We start from the raw sequence: 23,277 nt of genomic DNA, 5'->3' as shown, positions 1-23,277 counted from the left end.
TCAGTATCCTTTCCCGCCTTTGCCACGCCGTCCCGGATGTTTCACGACCTGCGACTTGGGCGGCAATTTGCTCATCGCAATCGCCACCGGCGGCTCGGGAATCGGCGCATCGCAACCATTGGCGAAATGCGCGTCAGCCCGACGTTTGCCGGTCAGCGTGCCAGCCACGAATCGAAGCCCGCATATGGGGCAAGTTAGCTCATTGGGTGTCATGATGTTGCCCCGCGTGTGACCTCATCGACGACCTTGTCCCACACCTCAAAGGCAACGCGCGGCCTCTCATCGGGAGGGAACATCCAACTCACCGTCTCGTTCCCGGCCGCGATGAGTTTGGCCTTGTCGGCGTTGACGGTAGCCAATTCTTCAACGAGTGAAAGAACTTCGTTTTTGAGGGTTATTTCGCGTTCGAGTGACGCACCCAAAGCGGCCGTCTTGCATCTGATTTCATTCGTGAAATACTCGATGCTTTCATGGTTGAGGCATTCGTTGTTGGCCTCGACCAACCGTCTCATCTCTTCCGTCATGACGCTGCTACTCCTTGATTGATTAGATTTGCCTCGATGAACGCCCTGATGAAGACCGCCGCGACTTGCGGCACGATTGCATTGCCGTAGCCCCGCAAGAGTCCCACACGGCCGGGAATCCCATGAGCCAGCGGGAATGAGCCGGGTTCAATGCGCCTCGCTTTTCCGTCGCGGCAGGGGATGAGGTCGAAAGTGTCCCAGAAGCCGCCGCCGTGTCTTCCAGCCGACAATTCCCCGGATCGTTCGCCCTCTCGGCATTCCCATGCCCGCCGTTGTTCCCGACTCTCGGAGAGGGCCATCCCGCCATTTGCGCCTGCCGGGGCAATTGGTCCAACCTCGTCCGGATTGATCCGTCCGGGTTCACGCCCGTCGTGGCCATCCCCGGTGAGTCCTTCCAGTCCCGACTGGAAGGACTCACCCAGCCCGCCAAAGCCGCATCCGCTGGCAATGCCCCCCCGGTCTGATTCGGGCCTCCGTTGCTGCCGTCCGTCGCCCGTGGCGTGTTCCAACCCGCCATCGCCGCAGCATCTTGCAAGTTGATTTGCTTCTTCTTGCCACTCGGCCGAACCTTCGCCGTCGGATCGGCCGACGTACCGTGATGGTAATGATCCGGCGTCGGCCATCCCGCAAGTGCCGCTGCGGTTTGAAGCGTGAAGTAATTGCTCGGGTCCGCATTGGGGTTCTCGCCACCAGTTCCGTTTTGCGTCGCGGGCGTGGGCCACCCAGTACAATCGCTGTCGGATGTGCGGCGAGCCGACGCTGTGTGCGCCCAATACGCACGACCCGACGGCGTAACCTTCTCCTTCCAAGTCTGCCGATATTCCATCGAGCCATCCGTGCCCAACAGCGTTTTCAACCTGCTCGCCAAAGATTGTGTCAGGGCGGCACTCTCGGATGAGCCGGAACATTTCGGGCCAGAGGTTGCGTTCGTCGGCGTCGCCTTTGCCTTTGCCGGCCGCCGAATACGGCTGACAGGGGCAACTTCCGGTCCACACGGGAACAGACTCAGGCCATCCGGCGAGACGAAGAGCAAGGGGCCAGCCTCCAATGCCGGCAAAGAAGTGGCATTGCGTGAAACCTTCGAGGTCTTTCGGCCGGACTTCTTTGATTGACCGCTCATCAACTTCCCCCGGTGGCAGTTCTCCCGCCCTGATTAGTTCCCGCGCCCATTCCGCCGCACTGGCATCGAATTCGTTCAAGTAATTACCACCTCCACCGCCAGCAAAACTATCAATGATCAGTTCGTTTTTAGTCATACCTCAAGCCTTGTTTGTTATGTGCGATTAATCTCAAACCGGGATCAACAGATAAGCCTCAGAAGCGGCTTCGGTCCATTGTTTCGCCGCGTCGGTTTCGGCCGGTGTCCGTTCGTGGTAGTACAGCCCCCATCCCGCAGACGTGACGATCCCGAGAACTTCGCGGAGATGCTTGTTTTCGGCCTCGAACCGCAAGACTTGTTGACGCAACCGTTCGGCCTTAGCGTGGATGTCGTCGCCGAGTTCGACCGCCTCTTGTTGTGTGTAAGTCATGATTGCACCAAGTTGAAAACTCTTCGCAATGCTTTCATGTTTGGGATGTCGGCAATGCGAATAACTCCCACCCTTTCCTCATCAGTGTTGGTGTCGTAATAACTAAACCCGTCGCCGAAGCCGCCGTCGAAGTACAGTCCCCATCCCTGTGTACCGCTTCGCCAGATCGACAAATTAGCCGTGAGCGGAAAACTACGGCCAATGACAATGCGAAGTCCCGCTTGACACAAGCGTTCTTCGGTGACGGGCTCATCGTCCTCGGCCGGATGCTCATTAAGCCATGCCTGAGCAAGTAATCGCATGTCAATTCCGGGCATCAGTGATCTATCGTTGATGCCCTTAATGCCGCTGTAGTCGCCGCTCCGGACTCGATAAGCGGCAGCTTTAATCAACTCATTTTGGTTGCTCATATTTCTTGTGCCTTTGTCTCTGGTAAGTTCAACGAATGAACCGGGCCGGGCATCCATCCCGGCCCCGGTTGCCACCACAGCGCGCAATTCGCGGGCATGACCCACGGCGCGTACAACTTCACGATTTCCGTCTGAGTTCCGATGTGCAGAATGCAAAGGATTGCGCGGGCCGGATCGGGATTTGTCATGCTGCGCCGTAGACCTGAGCGGTGATCGGGTTGTCTCCGACTGTTTCGGATGCTTCGGCAGTCAGCACAACAACACCGAACTCCTTCGCATGCCCGACGATCTCCGCGCGAGCCGTGCCGTCAAGCCCCTCCCAAAACTCTTGGGGCAATGCCAGCAAGCCACCACGCCCGACACGCGCCACACCAAGATTAAGGGCGTGCCGCGTCCGTTCCCCCGCAGACAAATTGCCGAAGAAAGTCGCGCCCCGCTTGGTGTCCGTGACAAGTCTTCCGTCTTCAACGCGAAGGCCGGGGGCATTGATTGATTCAGAGACGATGGCATCCGTCCGCTTCGCCACCGCCCGGAGTCGCCTGCCTTCATCCGCGTGGAACTCGGCGGCTTCCCGTTGTTCGCGGGCCTCCTTAATCGCCGCCTCCGCTTCCCGCGCCCGCTCAGCCGCCGAAACCGCCTCCACCGCCTGGCGGGCCTTGCGATCCAGTTCGGCCACGTCCGTTTCACTCGGAAAATCTTCGGCCTTGAAGCTCTCGACGGCTGCCGCCAGTCTGGCCCGCGCGTCATCGCGGGTCTGTATGCGCTTGAATTCCGCGTTGGCGTCCGCGTGTTCGCCTGCAATGCGACCTCGTGCCAACTTCATTGCGTCGAGCGTCCGGCAGAGTGATTCAATTTCGTTGTCAGCCTCGGCGAGCGATGCCGCCCCTTCCTGTACCTTCTTCCACGCCTTGGCGGCGTCGTCGGCACTCCATCCGGTTTCGAGATCGACCCGAGCCAAGTCTTCTTTCGCCCGCTCGAACTTCCGCGCCTGCTCCAGCCCGAACGCTCGCCGGTTCGCTGCCGTGACGAAATCACGCTGCGTCTCGGCGACCACGGCCTTCACCTTCCCGGCGTCCTTCTCGACGGTCAGGTCTGCCCCTTCGGCGCGAAGACGTGCAGACTCAGCGCGGCCGTTGGCGGTCAACGCCGCTTCCTCCCGCTCGCGCGCCCAGTTCTCCAATTGCCGTTTGATGTCCCGCGCCGCTTCGACGATGTCACGCCCGGACAGCGGAACGCGATTCAGCAGTTCGTTAAGTTCGTGTGGGTCAAGTCCAAGGCCCTCGAACAACTGCCGCGTCGGCGCGACTCCGGAAAGCGACGCGAGTGCCTTGATGCGTGCCTTGTCGGCCGCGACGTGGTCAAGAATGCCGGGGTCGATCAGCCCAACCAAGTCAATACGCTGCTCAATCCCCTCGACTTCCAGTGATCCCGATTTGTTGCATCGCTTATTGCTGACGTTGATCGTCACGCCGAACCCTTCGACCGTCCCCTTGAGCGATCCGTCTCGCAGCGAAAGCGACTTTGTGTTGCCAGTCACCAGAGCATCGACCGCGTTAATCGCAGTGGATTTGCCCGCCCCATTGTTCCCCCGGAACACGACAACGCCAGACTCCGGGATCGGGATGTCGATCCGGCCAATTGGCCCGACGTTGGTAATGCTGACCTGCTTTGATTTGCTGCCTTTTCTCGTCTCGGTTGCCATGCTTGTTTCTCAGTGTAAATGTTAATGTTCACCACCCGGCCGGGTCGTTCGCCATCGTCTCCCGGATCTCGATTCCGTGTTCTTCCCGCATCCACTCGGTGTCGTCCGGAAACTCCGGAAGCAACCCAAACCTTTCCTCAAAAGCGTCCGCACGTTTTTTGATGAACGCCACTGCTCTTGCCAGTCCCGCGATCCCATGTCGCTCCGCGAGCCAATCAGCACATTCGGAATCACACTTCGATGAGTTGCATGTCTGACAGCAAGGGACTAGGTTTTCCCAGCCAATCGAGCCGCCGGACACTATTGGATCAAAGTGATCGACGGTGATCTTCTGCGATGCCTCGCCGCAATAAACACACACGCCGTCAGCAAGACTAACAATGAGCATCGTCTGCTCTGCCGTGATTGTTCCCGGACACTTTGCAAGTCTCGCCTTGCGACGAACCGCACTGATCCTTAAAAGCAATCGAACATGCTCCGGGTTCTCGCGCATACGACGCGCGTTGTACTCCTTCATTCGCTTGCGCCTTTTGTCCGCGTTCTTGATGCCACTTCTGCGAACTATCTGTTTGCGTTTTGAGCTATTGCGTGAGGCCCATTCCTTGGCTCTCTGCTTTGATTTCTCACGACTCGACGCAGACGTTGCATAGCGGTGCTTATTAGCGGCGAGGCCGCATTGACGACAGATGTAAGACAAACCATCAGGCGAAGCCCTACGAACCGTGAAGCATGACAAGGGTAGTTCTTTGGTGCATTTCGTGCATGTCTTGCTCATAAGTGAACCCTGATCTCTTGGCCAAACTGCGCCGCAAAATGCCGCGCTTTCCATTTGAACATCGGGGTGATAGTCGCCTTGGATTTAACGTCCTCGTAGACAATCATCCCGTTTTCCACATAGACAAAATCCATCACGATCTTTCCGATCTTCACACCGCCAACCCGCAAAGGGATGCGGACCTGGCGGCTGAGTGATCCGATTTTCCCAGCGAAGAACAGGCGCTTAAGCTCCCTCCACCGTCTCGCCTCTTTCTTGGAATCAAACTTCATCCCGTCGCAAGTAGTTTTGACGTTGTTGAACTTGCTCCGCTTACCACGGGATTTCTTTGGCGTCGTCGCTGGGCTCGCCGTTGCCGGTTGCGCTTCCTTGCTCAACGTCTTCGGCGGGTTTACTGATTGGCACGTCGCTTCCTCCAGCACTTGCAGGTTCACCCCCTGCACCCTCGATGCTTGGGCCATGATCCTTTGCGTCAGTTCGTCGCTTGCGTTCTTCATCGTTTCGTCTCGCCCAGAATGCCGAACAAGCGTCTTGCCATTGCTCCAACTTCTTCGGGCCGAATCCCTTCAGGTCCGTGAGTTGATTGCTCCATCCGGTTGCGTTCGGGTTCGTGTAATCTGTCACCTTCCCTAACGTGTCGAGACCGTTGGTTGAAAGGATCTCAGCGACCTTCGAGGGGAGCCCGTCTTTCTCGACAAGCTCACTCAGGGGGACGGCTTTCCAAGTGTCGTCCGGCTTTTCTGTATCTTGTGTACACGTTACAGACGAAGGCACTTCAGAAGGTTTCCAGTCGTCCGGGCGCCGGTCCCAATCGGGAGAGTCTTCGCCGGCCGCGTGATGGGTTGTCGGATCTGTGATGTCTCGCTGAACTGGCTTCGGCGGCTGTCCGCGCCCTCGTTGCCGTTCGCGGTTCAGTTCGCGGGACGATTCGACGGCAGCTTCAAATGCCTTCTTGCACCGGGCCGCTTCGGCGTGCGCGTCGTCGAAGCGCTCTTCAAGCTCCTGGCATTCTTTCTCAGCCTCGGCCAGAAGCTTTGCTGTTTCGATGTCGTAACGATCAATCGCCTCGGGTGAGTCGTAAGCGAGGGCCGCGTTCAGTCGAACGACCGGCGGCGCGTCCCCGATGGCCACAGCACCCGCATCAGTCAGGCTAACCGTAGCCTCGGCCGTAGTACCCTCTACCTTGACCTCGCCCGTGTCGAGGTTAACCGTCCCCTCGGCGAGCAGTTCGCCAGCCGTGTTGAACGCCTTCACCTCGGCGACAGGATCGAGCGTTCCCGCTTCCCTTGCATCGTTGATAATCTCCCCGACGTTGGGAGGCGACACTTCGCCAGATTGAGCGTTCACCGTAACGTCAATTGTTGGCGCCGGTTGTTCGACAACCTCGGGCGTGGCCTCTGGTGTCGGCTCCGATTTGGCCTTCTTCGGTTTCGTCTTCGTCTTACTCATTAGTCTTTTGCTCCAAGTAAATCGTCATTGAATAAAGTGGCACGATGCCGCCCTTGATTCCTCTGTCTCTTCGCACCCAGCCCATCGCAACCAAGCGGTTGACCGTTTGGAACGCCGCGTTTCTGCTGACGAATCCGAATTCGTCGCAAAGATTCGGGAGCGTCACACGCAGCCCGCTTCCGTGAATTTTGCAAATGGCCGCGAACATCCGAAGCACGGTTCCACTAACTGGCGTGATGTCGGTTTCCGTTGCAGTCACGTTGCACCCACTTTCGGGAATTCACGTACCCGCAAGTCTTCCGGCCATTCGTCTATGTCGCCGCCCTTTTTGTCCTTCAGTCCGAGAACGGTGTAATTGCCGAACCCATCACCGGAGAACTGAACCGGCGAAAGAGGTCCGTCGCCATTCGGCCATCGTTCACCGGATGGCAATCGTGTTGAGGCACTCCCCCCAAGTTGCTTCATGAAGACAGCCACACCAGCGGACTTGCACTGCATGATAATGTCGGTGCCCCACCCGGTCTGAAACTGACGGGCATCATCTCCTGACTCGCCACCAATGATGGCCCAATTCAGAGGCTTCTCTCCCATGCACCGGCAACCGACCTTCTCCGTGCAAAAATCGTGGGCCTCATCAACTTCGCCGGAACCATTGCATTCGGGACAGGCTAGCCATTTGGAAAGATTCAATGGCCCGAGCAGTGGCTCGCACGACAAGAACCTCACAGCCGCCGGGGTTTGGAGCAACGACGGGATACGCTCGCTGGCCCGTTGCTGGTCCTCAACGGAAACGCCAAGCCAGACGTTGGGCAAAGGCTTCGATGGAAAGTCGAGTTCGTCTTTGGCGAGGGCGTCATCTGCTTCTTCGCCTGCATACCCAAGCGTCACGCTGATGAAGCGTTCGATCAACGGTCGGAATTTCTTGCCTTCATTCCATATCCAATCGCCGTCAAGGAATGTTCCAGCTGCCGCTCCGATCCTCTGGTGCAGTGCGTCTGATCCTCCTTCGTGGAAGTGCCCCTCGCCGTGAAAATATTTCAACATCCGTTCAGGGCGTTTCGTCAGCACTTGAAACGTGTGTTGCTTCGCCATCGCCATCACCCCGAACACCCGATCAATGAACTCGTCCGGCACGGACTCATGGAACAGATCGCTGACGCTGTTGACGAACACCCGTTGCGGCTTGCGCCACGAAAGCGGGTCCATCAGCCGGTCAGGGATCAATTGCACTTCCTCGAAAGGCTTCGCGTATTGAAGCGGCATACGCTTGCCTTTGTGGAACGCCTTGTGGCGCAGGTCATGCAGTGTTTTGGCGTAACAGTTCTTGCATCCGGGGCTGACCTTCTGGCATCCCACAACCGGGTTCCAAGTTCGGTCAGTCCATTCAATTCCCGTGACTGACATTACTTCACGCCCTCCATCGGGTTCGCGTTCAAAGCCGCTTTCCGCTTGTCTTTTGCCGCGACGATCTGCGCCCGCGATCCAGCATCTTTGAACGCTTTGCTCGCCGTTTCGACGATTGTTTTGAGTTCGTCGATGTTGATTGCTGTTTCAATTTCATGAAGCAAGTCCGCAAGGTTCGGACCCATGTTGATCACCAGCGGCTTAACGGTGAACGGAGTGCGTTTGCCCTTCGTCGCCGTGAGCTTCGCCGTCACTTCCCGTTCGATGTGGGACGCGTGACTGATCCGAATTCCCCCAACTTCCTCCGCGCCGAATCTCACGGACGGATCGCAATACAACGTGAGCGAGCGGCCTACGTATCGCGTCCCGTCGTCGCCCCAAATGTGGCACAACATTCGACGCATGCTCAGGCATGGCTTATATGGCCTGCCTTCGTCGCCGTCGTAGTTGATCACAATCGGCTGTTCTTTCGAGCCGTTACTAACCCGCGTGATCGTGATGGTTTTCGTCTGACCACCCATGAGCATGTCGGCGTTTAGCTGATCGCTCTTGCCCTTGGTTGTCGCCTTCATGTCAATCATGTCTTGATGTCTCCAAAGGTTCGGCGTTCAGTCTGCACAAGGCGAAATTCCTTGTTTCCCAAACGCCGATAATAGTCGCTGATCACTGACGAAAGCTTCTCATAGAAGTTCCGGGCCGCGTCGATGATCGCCTCTTGAATCTCCTGGTCAGGCAGCACGCGAATCGTCAGCATCGGAAGGCCGCCACAATAACTATTGAAGTCCCACCACTTCCGTTCTGTCACCAGTAACCCCGTCTGAATCTGGATCTTGAATTCGTCTGGCACAATACCGGAGACGATGGTTTCTAATTGATACTTTTGCTTTCGGCTCTTCGTCTCAGCCCCGCCATCCTCGCCCACAAGGAAGTCGGGAGAACAACCGATCACAAAACCCCATTTATCGTTCGTGACAAACCCGACCTGTTCGACCGGGCCGTAAGCCTTCGAGTAGGCTTCGCGGGCAAATGACTCGTCATCGTGTCCCCTGAGCATGTCGTCGCTCTGGAACGAATCCTCGACATGGCCAGTGATGCATTGGGCCGCAAGCTCATGCAGATGAGCGCGGCTTGTCGCGTTGTTGGCGAACTGAAGCTTGGAAGGAGTGATGATTTTTTCCATCTCGCTTGCCGTCAGAAGGCCGCATCGGGCGGCTCGCCATTCCTCGCTTCCTTGGACCAAATCGCGGTGAAATATAGGCATCGATTTTCCCTTGTCACCAGACGATACAACTGTGGGTGAGGTTGCCAATCTTCGGGTGGCTTCCGCGACAAGCAACCTCATCAGGGATGACACATCCCCGAAACCTTCGAGCCACGCATGGGAAGACGGTCACCCTGCGCGCTTGCCAGTCCCCAAAACCATCGCCGGGAGTCGAACCCGGCCCGCGAACGCGGTTCCAACATGCGACGATAAATCAATCTCTTGGATCTAAAACCGACTCGCTTTGTTCGAGTGCCAAGCGCACACGTTTGACGGCTTCATGGTGGTATTCCGGGTAAGTTTCATCGCTGTCCATGAACTTCGCGTAGTCGGACAGCAAGAGCTTCCCAGCCACTTCCAAGGGCGATTCAACCTTGGGCTTGCGGATTAATTCACGCGCGTAAATCAGCGGCCAAACGTGACCAGGCTGATTGGTGACAATGATCAAATTGCCGTAAAGCGTCCACCCGTCATCAAGCCTCTTGCTGACCATCTCTTTCAGGTCTTCAATGTCGCCCGCTTCGAGGGCCAAGTACTCAGTCTTTGTTGCTGCCATGTCTCAACACCTTTGCGAAAAATGAAAAGGAAAAATCACACCCGCTCGACAAGCGAGCGGTCAAAGCCCACGCGCTCGCCGCTGCCGTCGAGGATCAAGTCCACGTAGTCCGCTTTGTTCACCGGGTCGCGTGAGATTTCACACACCCGGCCGCACTGCCCGAAATAGTCGCCTTCCTGAATCACCCGCATTCGATGCCCGATCCGAAGCGGCACGTGCTGACTCATTCGTGCAGCTTCCGTGTTGACGAACTCGGCCGTTGCCGGTGGTCCCATGCTCATCTCTGAATCCCTCACTTGCTGAGTCGCTTGAGTTTTTTTCGATGCTCGCGAACCGCGTCACGATCACCGGTCGATTTGAAAAGGTTGATCTCGTCGAGGAGGTAAAAAACCGGCTTGCCCCGGCCGAATCCGTAAGGCCGGATTTCGGTGAACACGCCCGCGTATGTCCGATTGATCGTGTTTTTGTGACAGTGAAGCAACTCGCCCGCCTCGGCCGGCGTTCGCCATTCTGGATTGTCCACCGCCTTCGCGGTGGTGATTGCTTTTGTGGCCATTGAGTTTCACCCGTTCGAGTGATTTAAGATCGGTAACGTGTACACACAATACGGTATACCGACATCATGTTACTGTCAACTGAATCTAAATGATTCTGGCTAAATGTGTGCAATGCCGAAGCGAACTTGATTATTGTGATCTGTAACAGGTCACGCGGTTACAAAGTACATCCCCACCCCGTGAACAGGACGCAACGCATGGGAACGACAATGGCCAAGAAACGCATCGTGTCGCGTGAAGAAGAGCCTTACAGCCGTCAGATCCGCGCCTATACCGACCTGGCTGACATGCTGAAATGGGTCATTGAATTTGAAAATGCCGACAGGAAAGACGGTGAGCCGCTCGTAACAATGGCCTCTTGGATTGATCCTCTTTTGCGCCCGCAAGTCACGGCAGCCTACAAGCAAATCGCCGCCCGCGCCAAGGTCATCAAAAAGGCCAAGGGCGAGACGGACGCCGCGCCAGACATTTGACCATCACGCCCTGGGAATCACCGGGAAGACAGCCATCGGCACGCGCCCCGGAAGCTTGACCGTCAGGCTCGCGTACTCCGCATCGGGATACGTCCGCTCCAAGAAATGCCTAATATCGTTCAGCAACACATCCAATGCCTTTGGTTGTGTCGGTGCGTCTGCGTGCGCGTCTGCGTGCGCTTCCTCGCGGCTTTCTTGCGTTGCGGCCATCGTGATTTGCTCAGGGTGGGAGATAGTGGACAGGTGAACACTAATCATATATCCCCCTTTGACGAGATGGCAAACGAAAAGTTCTCGCGAATTTCAAAAACCCTCTTGCCGCAACCACTTGAGAATCAAACGATGGCTCATCTGTACAAGCCAAAATACTCCCGGCCGATCCCTTCAGGCGCCGTCATCGTGACCATCAAAGGCATCAGGCACGCGAAATGGACGGGGCGTCAAAAGAGGAAATTTGTCGCGCCGCTGTGCGAAAGCGACCCGTCAAAATGCTTGGTGAAAGTTGATTGCTGGTGGATTGAATACGAAGATCATCTCGGAAAACGCAAGCGGATCAAGGCATCTCTCAGTCGGACGTCCAGCGAGCAAATGAAACTGGACATCGAGCGGAGAATCCGACAGGTCAGGAGCGGCGATCTATCCGAAGGCGTCCATCTCCGGGCCGGAAAGCTGCTCACCGATCTTGTCGAGGAATGGGCCAATTCGCGGCTTGATGAGGACATGCTTCGGGTGACTGTGGTGCTTACGAAGAATCGCGTCTTGGCTGTCATCGCCGAACTTAAAGCATCAAAATTTGTTGACTTGACGCCGAAGAATGTGAATCGCGTTCTGAAGATATTTCGCGAAAGAGAAGACGACCCGATCAGCGCGCAAACCAGCAACCACTACTTGAAAGCCGTGCGTACCTTCACCAAGTGGTGCGTCGATCAGACCTATTTCGAGGCCGATCCGATGCGCGGGGCCAAGATTCTCGATGTCACCGGACGGACGACTTTTGAGCGGCGCGCACTATCGCCCGAAGAAACCGTCAAACTCATCACCACGGCCGGAACACTCAAATTGAATTGCTGCCCGATCTCCCCGCCGAACCGCGTGGCCCTGTACCTCGTCGCGCTTTACACCGGGTTCAGAGTGCAGGAATGCGCGTCCCTGACAAGATCATCGTTCCACCTGGACGATAAGTCGCCTTGGGTTTACTTGGCGCCCGAGGCCGCCAAGAACGGCAAGGAAGCCAAACAACCCATCGCCTCGGGAGTTGCCGCAATGCTTCGCCCTTGGCTCGCATCGCAACCCGCAAGAGGCCCGTTATGGCCCGCCGACTATCTTCACCATGTCGCCGCCAAGATGCTTCGGCGCGATCTGAAGGCGGCCAAAATTGAGATCGAAACCGATGATGGATTGATTGATTTCCACGCCTTGCGAACGACATTTGGCACTTCGCTGGCCCGCGCCGGCGTGCCAATCCAGCATGCTCAGCGCCTTATGCGCCACAGCACGCCAGAGTTGACCATGAAGTACTACACCAAGTTTCAGACCCACGACCTTTCATCGCAGGTCGAACGCCTGCCAGACATCTTCGGCTGAAGAAATCTTAGGGTCAATCTTGGGGGCAGTTTTGCGATTGGTGGCTAATGACTGATGAAACTTGTTGATTCTTTTGATCGTGTTTTACCCGAGAAAACTGGCAAAAATGGAGTTGGCTCCGCAAAACACCGGCAAATCCAGTCGCCGACGATTTGCCATCTAAACAGCTTATGAGACCGTGCTGGAACCGCTCCAGTCCACACCGCAATGGCCAAGGCGGGAGTCGAACCCGCAAACATCAGGCTCTCGACCTGACCGCTCATCCAGTTGGCGTACCCGGCCAAATTCAAACATGGTGATGGTGGGGGTCGAACCCACACCGGGCGGCTTCTGAGACCGCTGCCTCTTCCAATTGGGCCACATCACCGAAATTACAAGGGAGGTTGTCGCCCAACCCCGCTTCTGTTCAATCGTTCGACGTTTCTCGTTTGAATCGCCGATGAGCCAGTTGATTCTCATCAAGTTGCGTATCGTTGATCGCGCCTCCGACGAGTGAAACGTCCCAGTTGCCGGATTCTTCTTCGAATTTTGCTACTCGGCTGACTTTGGCGAAATCGGCCGAGTGTTGGGACATCAGGATTCGCTCACCGTCGCGGATGCGCTTGATGAGCCGGCATTGACGATAGAGATCGTTGCGTTTCATGATGTTCCTTTCCTTTTCTGAAATTCCATTGATGGGCCGGGTTGGAATCGAACCAACCAAGCATCAAGTGCGACGGGATTACAATCCGTCTGGCATCCCAGTGCCTTCCGACCCATTTCCACATGACACGGGTGGGAGTCGAACCCACACTAATCCAAGGTTTGAGCTTGGCCGCTCTTCCGGTTGGCGTACCGTGCCGTCATTCATCAGCGCCCCCGACCGGACTCGAACCGGCGACCTCCACTTTGACAAAGTGGCGAGCTACGCGACTGCTCCACGAGGGCAATAAACAGGCTGGTCCATGGGGGAATCGAACCCCCGTTATCGGCGTGAAAAGCCGGTGTCCTTGGCCACTAGACGAATGGACCGTTTTTGGTGAACCCTTAAACGCCGCAAGGCCGGGGTTCCTGTTGCGGAAGCCCCGGCCTTGCATGTTTCAGATGCAATATGTGCCGTCAGGTGCTTCCGGGGATTGGGCGACTGTCAGCCCGCAATGCGCTCCGCTCACGGGCGGCGTCGCTTTCAAGGCGATCCAGCCGTTCGGACGTCGTTGAATAATCAAGGGCTAACATGGGATTCGCTCAGTCTCGGTTACGTTGTTCTTGGTATCTCAACTCTTGCTTGCCATGATTGACGCCGCAGGCCAAACTAGGTTCACGCGAAATTTTCAGAAACCGGAATCATGACCGATCTCGAACACATGCAGCGGGCTTTGGCCCTGGCCGACCGGGGACGGGGATTTGTCGAACCCAATCCGATGGTCGGCGCCGTCGTCGTCCGGGACGGTCTTGTTGTCGGCGAGGGGTGGCACGAACGATACGGCCAGGCCCATGCCGAGGTGAACGCCCTGCGAATGGCCGGCGAGGCCGCTCGCGGAAGCACGCTATATGTCACGCTCGAACCTTGCTGCCACTTCGGCAAAACTCCCCCTTGCACTGATCTGGTGATCCGCTCGGGGGTTCGCCGGGTCGTCGCCGCGATGCTCGACCCGTTTCCGCAAGTTGCGGGGCAGGGAGCCGCTCGTCTCCGAGAGGCGGGCATCACGTTCGAGGTCGGCGTTGGCGAACTGGCTGCTCGCGGGTTAAACGCGCCTTACCTGAAACGCTTGCGCGGAAAATCATGGGTCGTCGCCAAATGGGCCATGACCCTCGACGGGAAGATTGCCACGGCCTCCGGCGAGTCAAAATGGATCACCGGGGCAATTGCCCGGCAACGGGTTCATGAGATACGGGGCAAGATGGATGCGATTCTCGTGGGTCGAGGAACCCTGATCGCCGACGATCCCCTGCTAACGGCCCGCCCGGCGGGAGCAAGAACACCGGCGAGGATTGTCATGACCACGACGGGCGAAGGGATGGATCGTTCCTTCAAATTGTTGGAAACGATTCAAGAAGCCCCGGTCATGGTGGCGGCCCCGCCCGAGGTTTTTCCCCGCTTGCACAATTGGAAATCGGCCGGAGCCGAGTTGCTTCCCGTGAGAACAGTCATGGAGTTACTTGAATTGCTGGCGACCAAGCGAATGACAAACCTGCTGGTCGAAGGCGGAAGCGGTGTGCTGGGAAGTTTTCTCGCGGCCGATGAGATTGATGAAGTGTTCGCTTTTGTGGCTCCGAAGCTCTTCGGCGGCTTCGCGGCCCCGTCGCCCATTGGGAGGTCTGGCATTTCTTCGATTCAAGATTGTCTGATTCTCACGGACATCAAAACGGAGATCCTCGGGGATGATCTCCTGATTCACGGCCGAAAATCATGACCATCGCTTGCGATCATGGCCGGAATTTCGGAAGATAGTCGTAGCCTACCCACCCGACTCCTCCCTGGCGTTCCATGAAGCACTTTCTCATTTGCTCAGCCTTGTTAATCTCCGGCCCGGCCTCGTTCGGGATGGAAGCCGAATTGGAGTTCTTCGAGAAGAAGGTCCGGCCGCTGCTGGTGACGCATTGCGTGGGCTGCCACGGCGAGAAAAAGCAACAGGGGGGGCTACGGCTCGATTCGCGAGAGGCGGCGCTCAAAGGCGGCGACACCGGCCCGGCGTTTGTCGCCAAGGAACCGGAAAAAAGCCTAATCGTTCAAGCGGTGAACTATCTGGGCGATAACAAGATGCCCCCCAAGGGCAAACTCTCCGATGAAGACATCTCGACACTGAATCAATGGGTGAAAAACGGCGCCGCCTGGCCGGCGGGGGGAGCGGCCGCAGGGAACGGGCCAAAGCCATTCGACTTGAAAGAACGGGCCAAACATTGGTCGTTCCAACCAGTCAAAAAAGTGAGTGTCCCCGTGGTGAACGGGCCGGGGTTTATTTCAACGCCGGTCGATTCGTTCATCCTTGAAAAGCTCTCGCGGCAGGGATTGAAGCCCGCGGCCAAAGCCGACAAGCGAACGCTTCTTCGCCGGGTGACTCTTGACCTGACCGGGTTGCCGCCAACGGCCGAGGAAATTGATCAATTTCTGAAGGATGAATCACCCCTCGCTTGGGAGCGGGTGATCGACCGCTTGCTGGCCTCCAAATCTTACGGGGAGCGTTACGCCCGGCATTGGCTTGACTTGGTTCGCTATGCCGAGACACTGGGCCACGAATTCGATTTTGAATTGTTTGAAGCATGGCGATACCGGGATTACGTCATCCGGGCCTTGAACGCGGATGTCCCCTACGATCAATTTGCGCGGGAACACATCGCCGGCGATCTGTTGCCCAAACCGCGAACCAATCCAATTGATAGTTCCAACGAATCTGTTCAAGGGACGGGTTTTTGGTTTCTCGGTGAGGCGAAACATTCCCCTGTGGATGTTCGGGAAGACCAGGCTGACCGAATGGACAACGAGATTGATGTGTTCGCCAAAACCTTCCTTGGGTTGACGGTGTCATGCGCCCGTTGTCACGATCACAAGTTTGACGCGATCTCGACCAAGGATTACTATTCGCTTTTCGGTATTCTCTCCAGTTCGCGTCACGACAAAGCATTCATCGATTCACCGGAACAACGGGCCAAATGGCTCTCGCCTTTGAAACAAACCACCCATGATTTGGAAGCAAAGGCCATCGCCAGAACCTCGGCTGCCTTGGGCAAACAACTGGCCGAGAAGGGAATCACCGGCTTCCTTGGCGGTTCGCCGACATGGGCTGAGATTGTCGCATTGGCGGGAATGACTCCCGAACAATTCAATCAAAAAATCCCGGCTGTCAGGAAGAAATTCGAGCGTCAAGAAGCCGCTCTGGCGGCGTGGGCCAAACAGACCAATGCCCTCCCCCTGCCCCGAACAGGATGGTTGATGAGCGGAGAGGCATTTTCCACGAACATCCCGAAAGCCACGATGGCCGAGGATGGAAAGATCACCGGCATCCCTCTGCCGGCAATCGCCACGAATACCCTTTCCCCCAAACTAACCGGCTCGCTGCGGTCGCCAACTTTTGTCATTGATCGGGATTTCATTCTCTATCGCGTTCCCGGAAATGATGTCCGTGTCAATCTGATCATTGATAATTATCAATTGATCCAAGACCCGATTTACGGCGGTCTGCGGTTCGGCGCTGCCGGAGATGAAAACCGCTGGCATGTTCAGAATGTGAAACGTTGGAAAGGTCACCGGGCCTATGTGGAATTGCTCGACGACGGGAACGGCCGGGCCAGTTTGCTCGATGTCATTCAGGCCGATCAGCCAAACACGCCGCCCGAGGGGCCGGTCAAACTCTTGCAAGAAACCGTTGGCGCGGAGACGCCAGAACAGTTTGCGAATGAACTCACCAAGCGAGTTTCTGAAGCCCTCGAAAAATGGAATGGCGTTGAATCCCTCACCCCGGATCAGTCCCGTTTGCTGAATCTGCTTCTCGGCGCTTCGGCAAACACACCGACCATCACCGAGGAAGAAAAGAAACTTCGCCTGTTGTTTCGTGAACAAGAAAAGGCGTTGCCCCCCGCCCGTCGCGCGCTGGCCATTGTCGATGGCACCGGGCTGAACGAGCGGGTGTTTATCCGGGGAAGCCACAAGAATCCGGGCGAGGAAGTTCCCCGGCATTTGTTGGAGGCGATTGATCCGACGCCATTCAAGAATGGCAGCGGCCGACTTGAACTGGCTGACAAGCTTACTGACGGAACTAATCCCCTGACCGCCCGCGTTCTCGTCAACCGCATTTGGAAGCATCACTTCGGCGAGGGGATTGTGCGTTCCCCGGATGATTTTGGCTATCAGGGCCAGCGACCGACGCACCCGGAACTCCTTGACTGGCTGGCCGGTTGGTTCGTGGAGAATGGGTGGTCCGTCAAGAAACTTCACAAGTTGATTTTGATGTCCGGGACGTATCAACAGGCAAGCATCGCCGACCAAAAGGAGGATGCCGCAGATCCGAAGAACGAACTATTTCACAAGATGCCCGTCCGGCGTTTGGAGGCCGAAGCCATCCGTGATTCCCTGCTGGCCATCTCGGGTCGCCTTGATCCTGCGATGGAAGGCCCCCCTGTCCCCACCCACCTCACCGCATTCATGCTGGGTCGGGGCCGCCCCGGCGGCAGCGGGCCGCTCGACGGAGCCGGTCGCCGGAGCATCTATCTGCAAGTGCGCCGGAACTTCATGAATCCGTTTTTCATGGCGTTCGATTATCCGGTGCCCTTCACCACCATCGGCCGCCGCTCGTCGTCCAACGTGCCGGCCCAGGCGCTCGCCATGCTAAACAACCCTCTGGTGAACCAGCAAACGGAATTGTGGGCCAAACGGATCATCGCCGTGAAAGAAGCCACCACGGAAGATCGGATTGCACGGATGTATGTGATGGCCTTCGGCCGACCGGCGACAGCCGAAGAACTCGTTGACGGGAAGGCTTTTGTGGAAGCCCAGCTCGCCGAATACGGAGTTGGTCAGGAGGCAAAGGCATGGACGGACTTCGCCCATGTGCTGGTCAACTTGAAGGAATTCATTTACGTCCGGTGACAGATCAGGCGGCGGCCCCGACGGGAGAATCGCCCCCTCCCGCCATTTTGGATTGATAGGCGTCGATCACCTCGTCGCAGGTGCCGGCCAGCTTGACCTGCCCCTGTTCCATCCAAACGGCCGATGTGCAAAGTTCGCGGATCGCATTCATGTCGTGGGAGATCAACACCATGAGCCGGGCCGTGCGAATCAAATCGCGGACCCGTTGCTTGGCCTTGACTTGAAAATTCATGTCCCCGGCGCTCAAGGCCTCATCGATCAGCAGCACTTCCGGGTTCATGGACGAGGCGACCGAAAAAGCCAGACGGACCATCATCCCGGCCGAGTAATATTTCATCGGCATCTCAAGGAATCGGCCGAGTTCGCTAAAGTCCGCGATCTCTTGCATCTTGGCGTTGACAGTCTTTGGCGTTTCGCCAAGCAGGTAGCTGCGAAACCGGATGTTGTCCCAGCCCGACGATTCGATTTCAAAACCCACGTTGATGTCAAACAGCGAACTAATACGACCGATGACTCGTCTGGTGCCTTCGGTGGGCGGATACACACCGGCCATCGTTTTCAGAAGCGTGCTTTTGCCGGCGCCGTTGTGACCGACGATGCCAAGACGGTCCCCTTCTTTTAATCGCATGCTCACGCCCCGAATCGCGTGAACCTCCATCGCAGGGTTGGTGGCTTGCCGAAAGAGCCCATTGATGAGGTACTCTTTCAACGAGACCCTTTTGGCCCGTTTCACATGGAACCGCAGGTGAACGTTCTCAAGCTCGATTTCCGCCGACATGTGACTCTCAAACTGATTACAGGTGGAAAATCAGGGTACGCTCGCACTTGGAAAATGTCGACACCGCCACGCCAAGCATGATCAGTGTGGCGGCAAACGCCTTGGCGAACACCAGCGGGGCCGGGACGATACCCGTCAGCAACGGCTCACGAATTATGTCAAAGAAGACAACGGCCGGGTTGATCTCGGCCAGCCAGCCGACACCACGTTCCTCCAGCATTTCCTTTTTGTAAAGGATCGGCGTGATAAAAAACGCGATGCTGAACCCCACCTCCGCCAAGTGTTGCGTGTCATGAAAATAAATGTTCATGAACGCGCAAATCGCGCCGAATGCCACACAGAAGATGAAAAGGAGCGCCAAGCCCAGCAGAACAACCCACAAGGCTTTTAGCGAAGTCAGATGATAGGGGTCCACGGGATCCAATGCCACGGCCGTCGTGATGATGACCGCCACGGCGATTCCAAAATGAACGGTTGTGCCCAAACTCGTTCTCAAACAATACACGGCGAGCGGAAGCGGGGACTGGCGGATGTACGATTCGTTTCGCACGAATGTCAGCGCGCCTTGCACGGCCGCCTGCTTGATAAAGTCCCAAATCGCGATGCCGGTGAGATAATACGGAGCCGTCACCCGCCAGTCGGTGTTCGGCATCCAAGTGGAAAAGACAACGCAGAAAATCGCTGTCATCAGCAGGGGATTGAGCAGCGACCACCCCAGTCCGAGGATGGACCGGCGGTAGCGAATCCGCAAATCCATCTGGACGAGCGACATCCAGAAATACCGAAATTGCCAGATCGTTTGCAGTCGTTGCATCATGTCCCTGATGTCCCCGCGGGGCTTTCCTGAGATGCGTTGATCGGGTTTAGACGATCACGTTGGAACGAGTGCGGCTCCGATACCATCCGTAGCCCAGCATCCCGATCAAACCGATTCCCCCCATGATCCATGTGGAAGGTTCCGGAACGCTGCTCGGGACCGGCACGACAGTGTCGGTGATATTGTTATTGAAATGCCCGTCGGACTCCTTGTGCGACTGGCCGGTGAAATCGTCCGATTGCTTGTTCGGGTACAAGGAAACCGCGCTGAACTCGCCCAGCAAGGCTTCGCCGCTCAACACGGTTTTCCCGGTATAAGTCCAGGTCAGGTTTGACACGTTCGGGTCGTCATGCGGGCTGAGAAGGTCCGGCGTCGGTCCGACCGGGGAACTGGAAAAGCTGAAATTCGCCGGTTGAGTTTCCGTGCCATCCACGCGGCCGGCGAAATCATAGATCGTGAAATAGTCTCCCGGCTGGAGAACGGACTTGGACTGGAGTTCGACGGAGTACGTGAAGCGATAGGCGCTTGAATCACCCTCCCGCGTCACCACCAAGCCGCCGGGAAGCAGTCCCGCGCGGGATACTTCGATCATGAGCAACAGAACCGGGATTCCAAGCAAATATTTGGTCATGGCTGTTTCTTCCCCGAAGGAGGACCATCATCGACGGGTGTTCCAAACCTTCGTCATCATTGACCGGGAAAGCCCGGCCGGATTGGTCCGCTGTCGGGGACAAGATAAGCCAAGAAGACAGAACCGGTCAAGGCGGCTTTTGCCGTCAGCCCGACCGGAGAAAATGAGCCGTTTTCAGATGAAATGGCGGATTGGGGAAAATGCTCAGCGTTTCAACCATTCTTCCGGGATTCTGATCACCCCGCCCGGCTTGGGGGACAAGAAAGACGGGAATTGATTTGAATGCACCCCGGCCGACAACAGGCTGGCGGTCAGCCCGGCGGTGAAGGCGGTGGCGGGCATCGTGCCCCGAATTTCGATGTCGTCATTCCACTTTGGCAGGTAGTCAGGCGAGAGCAGATTGGGCTTCACGGCCAGTTCCGCAAGCGGGCCCGCCCCGTTGGAACTGGCCGACCGGGCCTTGCCATCGGGACCGGCGGCGCCGACCGTCACCACACTTCGGGCATCGGCGGGAACCGGCACGCCGCCGTTCGGGGAACGATAGTCCATCAATCGCACACGGCCTTTGCCATCGGCTGATTCCACGTACACTCGAGGACGTAACTCCCAACGAATTTGCTGGGCGTCCAGAGTCGGCATTCCGGGCGGACGCAACGATTTGGGAAGCGATCCCTCCACCCGCAAGGCGTAGCGCCCTCCGGCCGGGAGAGTCACTTCCAAGCTGTGTTCGTAGATGCCAAAATTCGGATCAATCTGAAGCCGTTCCGGTGATCCCTCGGATTCGGCGATGAGGTCAATCTCGTCAGAAGCGGACTTTTCACCGAACGGATCACGCTGCCGGACCAATTGAAGTTTCAACGGGGTGATCGGGGCCCGATAATCCGCTTCAGACAAGTCAGGGTCGTGCGGTTCCCGCCATTGAATGCTCACGCGGATCTTGGCGCCAGCCGGAAGATCGGCAAGATCTTTCCCGTCCTGTTCGACGCCGATAAAGTTCAATTCGCGGTTCCAGCGACCCGGCAAAAGAGATTCCGTCGTCGGGGCAAATTCCATCGCCCCGTTGTTGTCCGCATCGGCAAACAGGCCGGTCCAAGTTTGACCCCGCTGATCCCCGGCGGGTTGGAACCACACCGGTGTGGCATCCGGCGTCGGCCGGGTCAGCCGGCGGGTCTTCATCATAGGCTTGGAAACCGCCAGCCAATCGTCAAGAAACCGGCTCATCGGGCTCGCCGCATCCAAGGCAAATCCCGTATTCCAGCTCAACAGGCCGACAACAACATTGGCCCCCTTGAGCATGTTCAACCCAATCTCAATCCGGTCAATCCGGTCCATGCGTCCGTGCAAACCTTTTTCCTCGACGTCCAGTTTTTCCAATGCCTTTTGAGAGTCCACCCGGCGTTTCTCGGCCTTGGGATCTTCATCGAAATTCGTGAAGGCCGCCCGATATTCTTCGTTGGCCTTTTTGCGTCTGTTCTGATATTCCTCAAAATCAGCGGCCAGTTCGTTCCGTCGGGTGTTCAATCCCTCGGAACGGAATTGATCGCCGCGAACATATCGGCCGACATTGATCAATTGATAAGGGGCATCCGCCGGTATCCGCACAAGCGTGATATTTGCCAGCGGAGCGGCAAGGCGAACGGCTAGCGCGGCATTCGTTCCCGAACCGAATTCACCGGGCATCTCATCCGGCATCACGTCCCGTTGCCGTTCAGCCGTGAGGTCCAAAAAGTTCACCTGGCCAAACTTGGGAACGGGCGAGCCGGGTTTGGGCTTCGGAAATCGCTGTTCCCATCCGGCGAAGTCCGTGTCCAAAATCACCACGTGGACCCCCTGCCCCTTGCGGTTGATCGCGTGAAGGCGATCCAACCCGGTGTTTTTCAAAGGGTCGTCGTCCGGCGAGGCTTTGGGAAGTTGAAGTTCATCGGCCGAGATTTGAAGCACCTTCTTCGGATCTTCCGTCTTGAAGGCTTCTTTCTTCGGTTCTTCTTTCTTGGGCTCTTCCTTCTTCGGTTCTTCTTTTTTGGGTTCTCTGACTAAATCGGTGACCACCACACGGGCAGAACGAGGCAGACGAATCGAGACGATCTGTTCTTGGGCCGCCATTTCAAATGCCTTGCCGCCGGTCGGCAGCGTGACGCTGACCACGGAACCGATGCGTCCTTCGATGCTCGCACCTGCCTGAACCAATGGAACACGCCATTCCGTGTCGATTTCCGATGGCTCGGCCGACAAGACAATCTCCACCCTCAACGGGGCGTCCTTCACGCCGTCTTCGGCAAGTTTGCGGCGCAAATCGGATGTTAGCTTCTCCTGAAACTTTTGATCGGGTGCGATCGGCGGCAGTTTCACAATGGCGGGAGGAGCCTCGGCAACGCTCAACACTTCCACCACCCGGACGGGCAATGTGTCCGCAAAGGGTCTGACAAGGTTCGGCGTGCCGGTGCCGTCCGGCAACCGTTGAAGGAGTTCGGCCGGCGGATCAGTCAATACCCAACCGCTCGGCTGCGCGCGGAGATCCCGGATCAATTTGGGAAGTTGAGCGGCGGGAATCGTTCCAATCAACAAAGTGAAGCGTTTGGGGTCGTAACCAATGTCGGCCTCGAATCCAAGAGCCGCCAAAGCTGTTCTTGTTTGTTTGAAAAGCAATAATTGATCTTGATTGGAATTCAACGTGAGACTCACCCGAACCCGTTGCTTGCTGTCTTCGGGAATCTTGAAACCGGCCGGGGCCAGGATGACCGTTTGCACTCGCCGGTCGTCAATCAATTTTCGGGCGTCTTTGGAGGGAATCGTGCCGAGCATCATCTCGGCGTGAACATCGAAGGCCGCGAGGTCATTGTCTTCGTCGAACTTTTCGACAAACCCCAATGAGGCGAAATACTTCGACATTTGCTCGTAAATCAACACTCGCTCGTTGCGATCAGCCAGAATGCGATAGCGGATCTGCGCGTCGTACTTTTCGGGGAGTTTTGGCGTGATGACCTGAGCGGTGGCGGTGGAAAACCCCGCCAGCCACCAAAGGGCCGTGATGAGTCCGATTTGCCCCAGACGCGATGGCATTGTCCAACTCCCGGTGAGATCATCCGCGATGACCATACGCCATCTTGACCGGAAAACCGGGTCTTGCCAAGCGGGTGAATTGGGAAATAAGCCGGTGAAGGGGAATCTTTCCCGGCAAAGTTGGAATTCACCCCGGATGAATGTGCCGTGAGATTGGATTACGCAGATCGCATCGTGTTCATCATCGGTTTGGGGCGGGCGATG

General features: G+C 56.9%; 26 protein-coding genes and 6 tRNA genes. 4 read left to right on the top strand and 28 right to left on the bottom strand.

The window, feature by feature from the left end:
* From BGIM_RS63435 to BGIM_RS0129830, 16 genes are all read right to left on the bottom strand, one after another.
* Entirely contained in the window at positions 1-213 is a 213-nt protein-coding gene (locus tag BGIM_RS63435) for a hypothetical protein (RefSeq protein WP_020473365.1), read from the bottom strand.
* On the bottom strand, positions 210-524 hold the full coding sequence (locus tag BGIM_RS0129905; RefSeq protein ID WP_020473364.1) for a hypothetical protein: 315 nt from the start codon (positions 522-524) through the stop codon (positions 210-212). Before BGIM_RS0129905 ends, BGIM_RS63435 begins: the two co-directional genes overlap by 4 nt.
* A complete protein-coding gene (locus tag BGIM_RS0129900) occupies positions 521-1,723 on the bottom strand; it encodes a DNA cytosine methyltransferase (RefSeq protein WP_020473363.1) in 1,203 nt (400 codons plus the stop codon). Before BGIM_RS0129900 ends, BGIM_RS0129905 begins: the two co-directional genes overlap by 4 nt.
* A 90-nt stretch (positions 1,724-1,813) precedes the next feature.
* The gene (locus tag BGIM_RS0129895) at positions 1,814-2,053 is read right to left on the bottom strand and encodes a hypothetical protein (RefSeq protein WP_020473362.1); all 240 of its coding nucleotides are present in this window, start codon (positions 2,051-2,053) and stop codon (positions 1,814-1,816) included.
* Complete coding sequence (locus BGIM_RS0129890) at positions 2,050-2,568, bottom strand: hypothetical protein (RefSeq protein ID WP_157369524.1); 519 nt, start codon at positions 2,566-2,568, stop codon at positions 2,050-2,052. The genes BGIM_RS0129895 and BGIM_RS0129890 overlap by 4 nt, the downstream gene beginning before the upstream one ends.
* Positions 2,569-2,647: 79 nt before the next feature.
* The gene (locus tag BGIM_RS0129880) at positions 2,648-4,165 is read right to left on the bottom strand and encodes an AAA family ATPase (RefSeq protein WP_020473359.1); all 1,518 of its coding nucleotides are present in this window, start codon (positions 4,163-4,165) and stop codon (positions 2,648-2,650) included.
* 28 nt (positions 4,166-4,193) lie between these two features.
* Positions 4,194-4,553, bottom strand: a complete 360-nt coding sequence (locus BGIM_RS63430; protein ID WP_157369523.1) for an HNH endonuclease — start codon at positions 4,551-4,553, stop codon at positions 4,194-4,196.
* Between the two features lie 383 nt (positions 4,554-4,936).
* On the bottom strand, positions 4,937-5,362 hold the full coding sequence (locus tag BGIM_RS67875; RefSeq protein ID WP_261339990.1) for a DUF1064 domain-containing protein: 426 nt from the start codon (positions 5,360-5,362) through the stop codon (positions 4,937-4,939).
* The gene (locus BGIM_RS66580) at positions 5,253-6,389 is read right to left on the bottom strand and encodes a hypothetical protein (protein WP_020473356.1); all 1,137 of its coding nucleotides are present in this window, start codon (positions 6,387-6,389) and stop codon (positions 5,253-5,255) included. The genes BGIM_RS67875 and BGIM_RS66580 overlap by 110 nt, the downstream gene beginning before the upstream one ends.
* Entirely contained in the window at positions 6,382-6,648 is a 267-nt protein-coding gene (locus BGIM_RS0129860) for a helix-turn-helix domain-containing protein (protein ID WP_020473355.1), read from the bottom strand. Before BGIM_RS0129860 ends, BGIM_RS66580 begins: the two co-directional genes overlap by 8 nt.
* Complete coding sequence (locus BGIM_RS58515) at positions 6,645-7,793, bottom strand: DUF5131 family protein (RefSeq protein ID WP_020473354.1); 1,149 nt, start codon at positions 7,791-7,793, stop codon at positions 6,645-6,647. The genes BGIM_RS0129860 and BGIM_RS58515 overlap by 4 nt, the downstream gene beginning before the upstream one ends.
* Positions 7,793-8,374: a hypothetical protein gene (locus tag BGIM_RS53070; protein ID WP_020473353.1), complete on the bottom strand. Its 582-nt coding sequence runs from the start codon at positions 8,372-8,374 to the stop codon at positions 7,793-7,795. The genes BGIM_RS58515 and BGIM_RS53070 overlap by 1 nt, the downstream gene beginning before the upstream one ends.
* Positions 8,371-9,054: a lambda exonuclease family protein gene (locus tag BGIM_RS0129845; RefSeq protein ID WP_020473352.1), complete on the bottom strand. Its 684-nt coding sequence runs from the start codon at positions 9,052-9,054 to the stop codon at positions 8,371-8,373. The genes BGIM_RS53070 and BGIM_RS0129845 overlap by 4 nt, the downstream gene beginning before the upstream one ends.
* 214 nt (positions 9,055-9,268) lie before the next feature.
* The gene (locus BGIM_RS0129840) at positions 9,269-9,610 is read right to left on the bottom strand and encodes a DUF1737 domain-containing protein (protein ID WP_020473351.1); all 342 of its coding nucleotides are present in this window, start codon (positions 9,608-9,610) and stop codon (positions 9,269-9,271) included.
* Between the two features lie 35 nt (positions 9,611-9,645).
* Positions 9,646-9,837, bottom strand: a complete 192-nt coding sequence (locus BGIM_RS0129835; RefSeq protein ID WP_020473350.1) for a hypothetical protein — start codon at positions 9,835-9,837, stop codon at positions 9,646-9,648.
* Positions 9,838-9,902: 65 nt separating this feature from the next.
* Positions 9,903-10,166: a hypothetical protein gene (locus tag BGIM_RS0129830; protein WP_020473349.1), complete on the bottom strand. Its 264-nt coding sequence runs from the start codon at positions 10,164-10,166 to the stop codon at positions 9,903-9,905.
* 198 nt (positions 10,167-10,364) lie between these two features.
* Here BGIM_RS0129830 and BGIM_RS0129825 point away from each other — a divergent pair, with 198 nt between their 5' ends.
* On the top strand, positions 10,365-10,640 hold the full coding sequence (locus BGIM_RS0129825) for a hypothetical protein (RefSeq protein ID WP_029630840.1): 276 nt from the start codon (positions 10,365-10,367) through the stop codon (positions 10,638-10,640).
* A 3-nt stretch (positions 10,641-10,643) separates the two neighbouring features.
* On the opposite strand, the gene BGIM_RS63425 is transcribed toward BGIM_RS0129825, so the two are convergent.
* On the bottom strand, positions 10,644-10,850 hold the full coding sequence (locus BGIM_RS63425; RefSeq protein WP_157369522.1) for a hypothetical protein: 207 nt from the start codon (positions 10,848-10,850) through the stop codon (positions 10,644-10,646).
* Between the two features lie 132 nt (positions 10,851-10,982).
* Between BGIM_RS63425 and BGIM_RS0129815 the strand changes: the two genes are divergently transcribed.
* On the top strand, positions 10,983-12,224 hold the full coding sequence (locus tag BGIM_RS0129815; RefSeq protein ID WP_157369521.1) for a tyrosine-type recombinase/integrase: 1,242 nt from the start codon (positions 10,983-10,985) through the stop codon (positions 12,222-12,224).
* A 208-nt stretch (positions 12,225-12,432) separates the two neighbouring features.
* On the opposite strand, the gene BGIM_RS0129805 is transcribed toward BGIM_RS0129815, so the two are convergent.
* The 7 genes from BGIM_RS0129805 to BGIM_RS0129785 form a co-directional block, all read right to left on the bottom strand.
* Positions 12,433-12,506 (bottom strand) — tRNA-Leu (locus BGIM_RS0129805).
* Positions 12,507-12,517: 11 nt separating this feature from the next.
* Positions 12,518-12,591: transfer RNA gene (locus BGIM_RS0129800), tRNA-Leu, on the bottom strand.
* Positions 12,592-12,630: 39 nt separating this feature from the next.
* Entirely contained in the window at positions 12,631-12,867 is a 237-nt protein-coding gene (locus BGIM_RS0129795) for a hypothetical protein (protein WP_020473344.1), read from the bottom strand.
* A gap of 32 nt (positions 12,868-12,899) precedes the next feature.
* A tRNA-Tyr gene (locus BGIM_RS63420) sits at positions 12,900-12,981 on the bottom strand.
* Between the two features lie 9 nt (positions 12,982-12,990).
* Positions 12,991-13,065 (bottom strand) — tRNA-Leu (locus tag BGIM_RS63415).
* A 12-nt stretch (positions 13,066-13,077) separates the two neighbouring features.
* A tRNA-Asp gene (locus tag BGIM_RS0129790) sits at positions 13,078-13,151 on the bottom strand.
* An 11-nt stretch (positions 13,152-13,162) separates the two neighbouring features.
* Positions 13,163-13,235, bottom strand: a tRNA-Glu gene (locus BGIM_RS0129785).
* Positions 13,236-13,549: 314 nt separating this feature from the next.
* On the opposite strand from BGIM_RS0129785, the gene ribD reads away from it, so the two are divergent.
* Positions 13,550-14,617, top strand: a complete 1,068-nt coding sequence (ribD, locus tag BGIM_RS0129780) for a bifunctional diaminohydroxyphosphoribosylaminopyrimidine deaminase/5-amino-6-(5-phosphoribosylamino)uracil reductase RibD (RefSeq protein ID WP_020473343.1) — start codon at positions 13,550-13,552, stop codon at positions 14,615-14,617.
* A gap of 74 nt (positions 14,618-14,691) precedes the next feature.
* Complete coding sequence (locus BGIM_RS66575; RefSeq protein ID WP_020473342.1) at positions 14,692-17,787, top strand: PSD1 and planctomycete cytochrome C domain-containing protein; 3,096 nt, start codon at positions 14,692-14,694, stop codon at positions 17,785-17,787.
* Positions 17,788-17,791: 4 nt separating this feature from the next.
* Here the strand turns inward: BGIM_RS66575 and BGIM_RS0129770 are convergent, their stop codons facing one another.
* The 4 genes from BGIM_RS0129770 to BGIM_RS0129755 form a co-directional block, all read right to left on the bottom strand.
* Positions 17,792-18,565 (bottom strand): ABC transporter ATP-binding protein, encoded by a 774-nt coding sequence (locus BGIM_RS0129770; RefSeq protein WP_020473341.1) that lies wholly within the window; start codon positions 18,563-18,565, stop codon positions 17,792-17,794.
* 16 nt (positions 18,566-18,581) lie between these two features.
* Complete coding sequence (locus BGIM_RS58510; protein ID WP_020473340.1) at positions 18,582-19,382, bottom strand: ABC transporter permease; 801 nt, start codon at positions 19,380-19,382, stop codon at positions 18,582-18,584.
* A 46-nt stretch (positions 19,383-19,428) separates the two neighbouring features.
* The gene (locus tag BGIM_RS0129760) at positions 19,429-20,013 is read right to left on the bottom strand and encodes a PEP-CTERM sorting domain-containing protein (RefSeq protein WP_020473339.1); all 585 of its coding nucleotides are present in this window, start codon (positions 20,011-20,013) and stop codon (positions 19,429-19,431) included.
* A 204-nt stretch (positions 20,014-20,217) separates the two neighbouring features.
* The gene (locus BGIM_RS0129755) at positions 20,218-23,073 is read right to left on the bottom strand and encodes a S8/S53 family peptidase (protein WP_157369520.1); all 2,856 of its coding nucleotides are present in this window, start codon (positions 23,071-23,073) and stop codon (positions 20,218-20,220) included.
* Positions 23,074-23,277 lie beyond the last annotated feature (204 nt).

Source organism: Zavarzinella formosa DSM 19928 (genome assembly GCF_000255705.1).
GTDB classification, from domain to species: Bacteria; Planctomycetota; Planctomycetia; order Gemmatales; family Gemmataceae; genus Zavarzinella; species Zavarzinella formosa.
The sequence above is the reverse complement of the archived record's forward strand: the minus strand, read 5'-3'. Positions and strand labels throughout refer to the sequence as shown.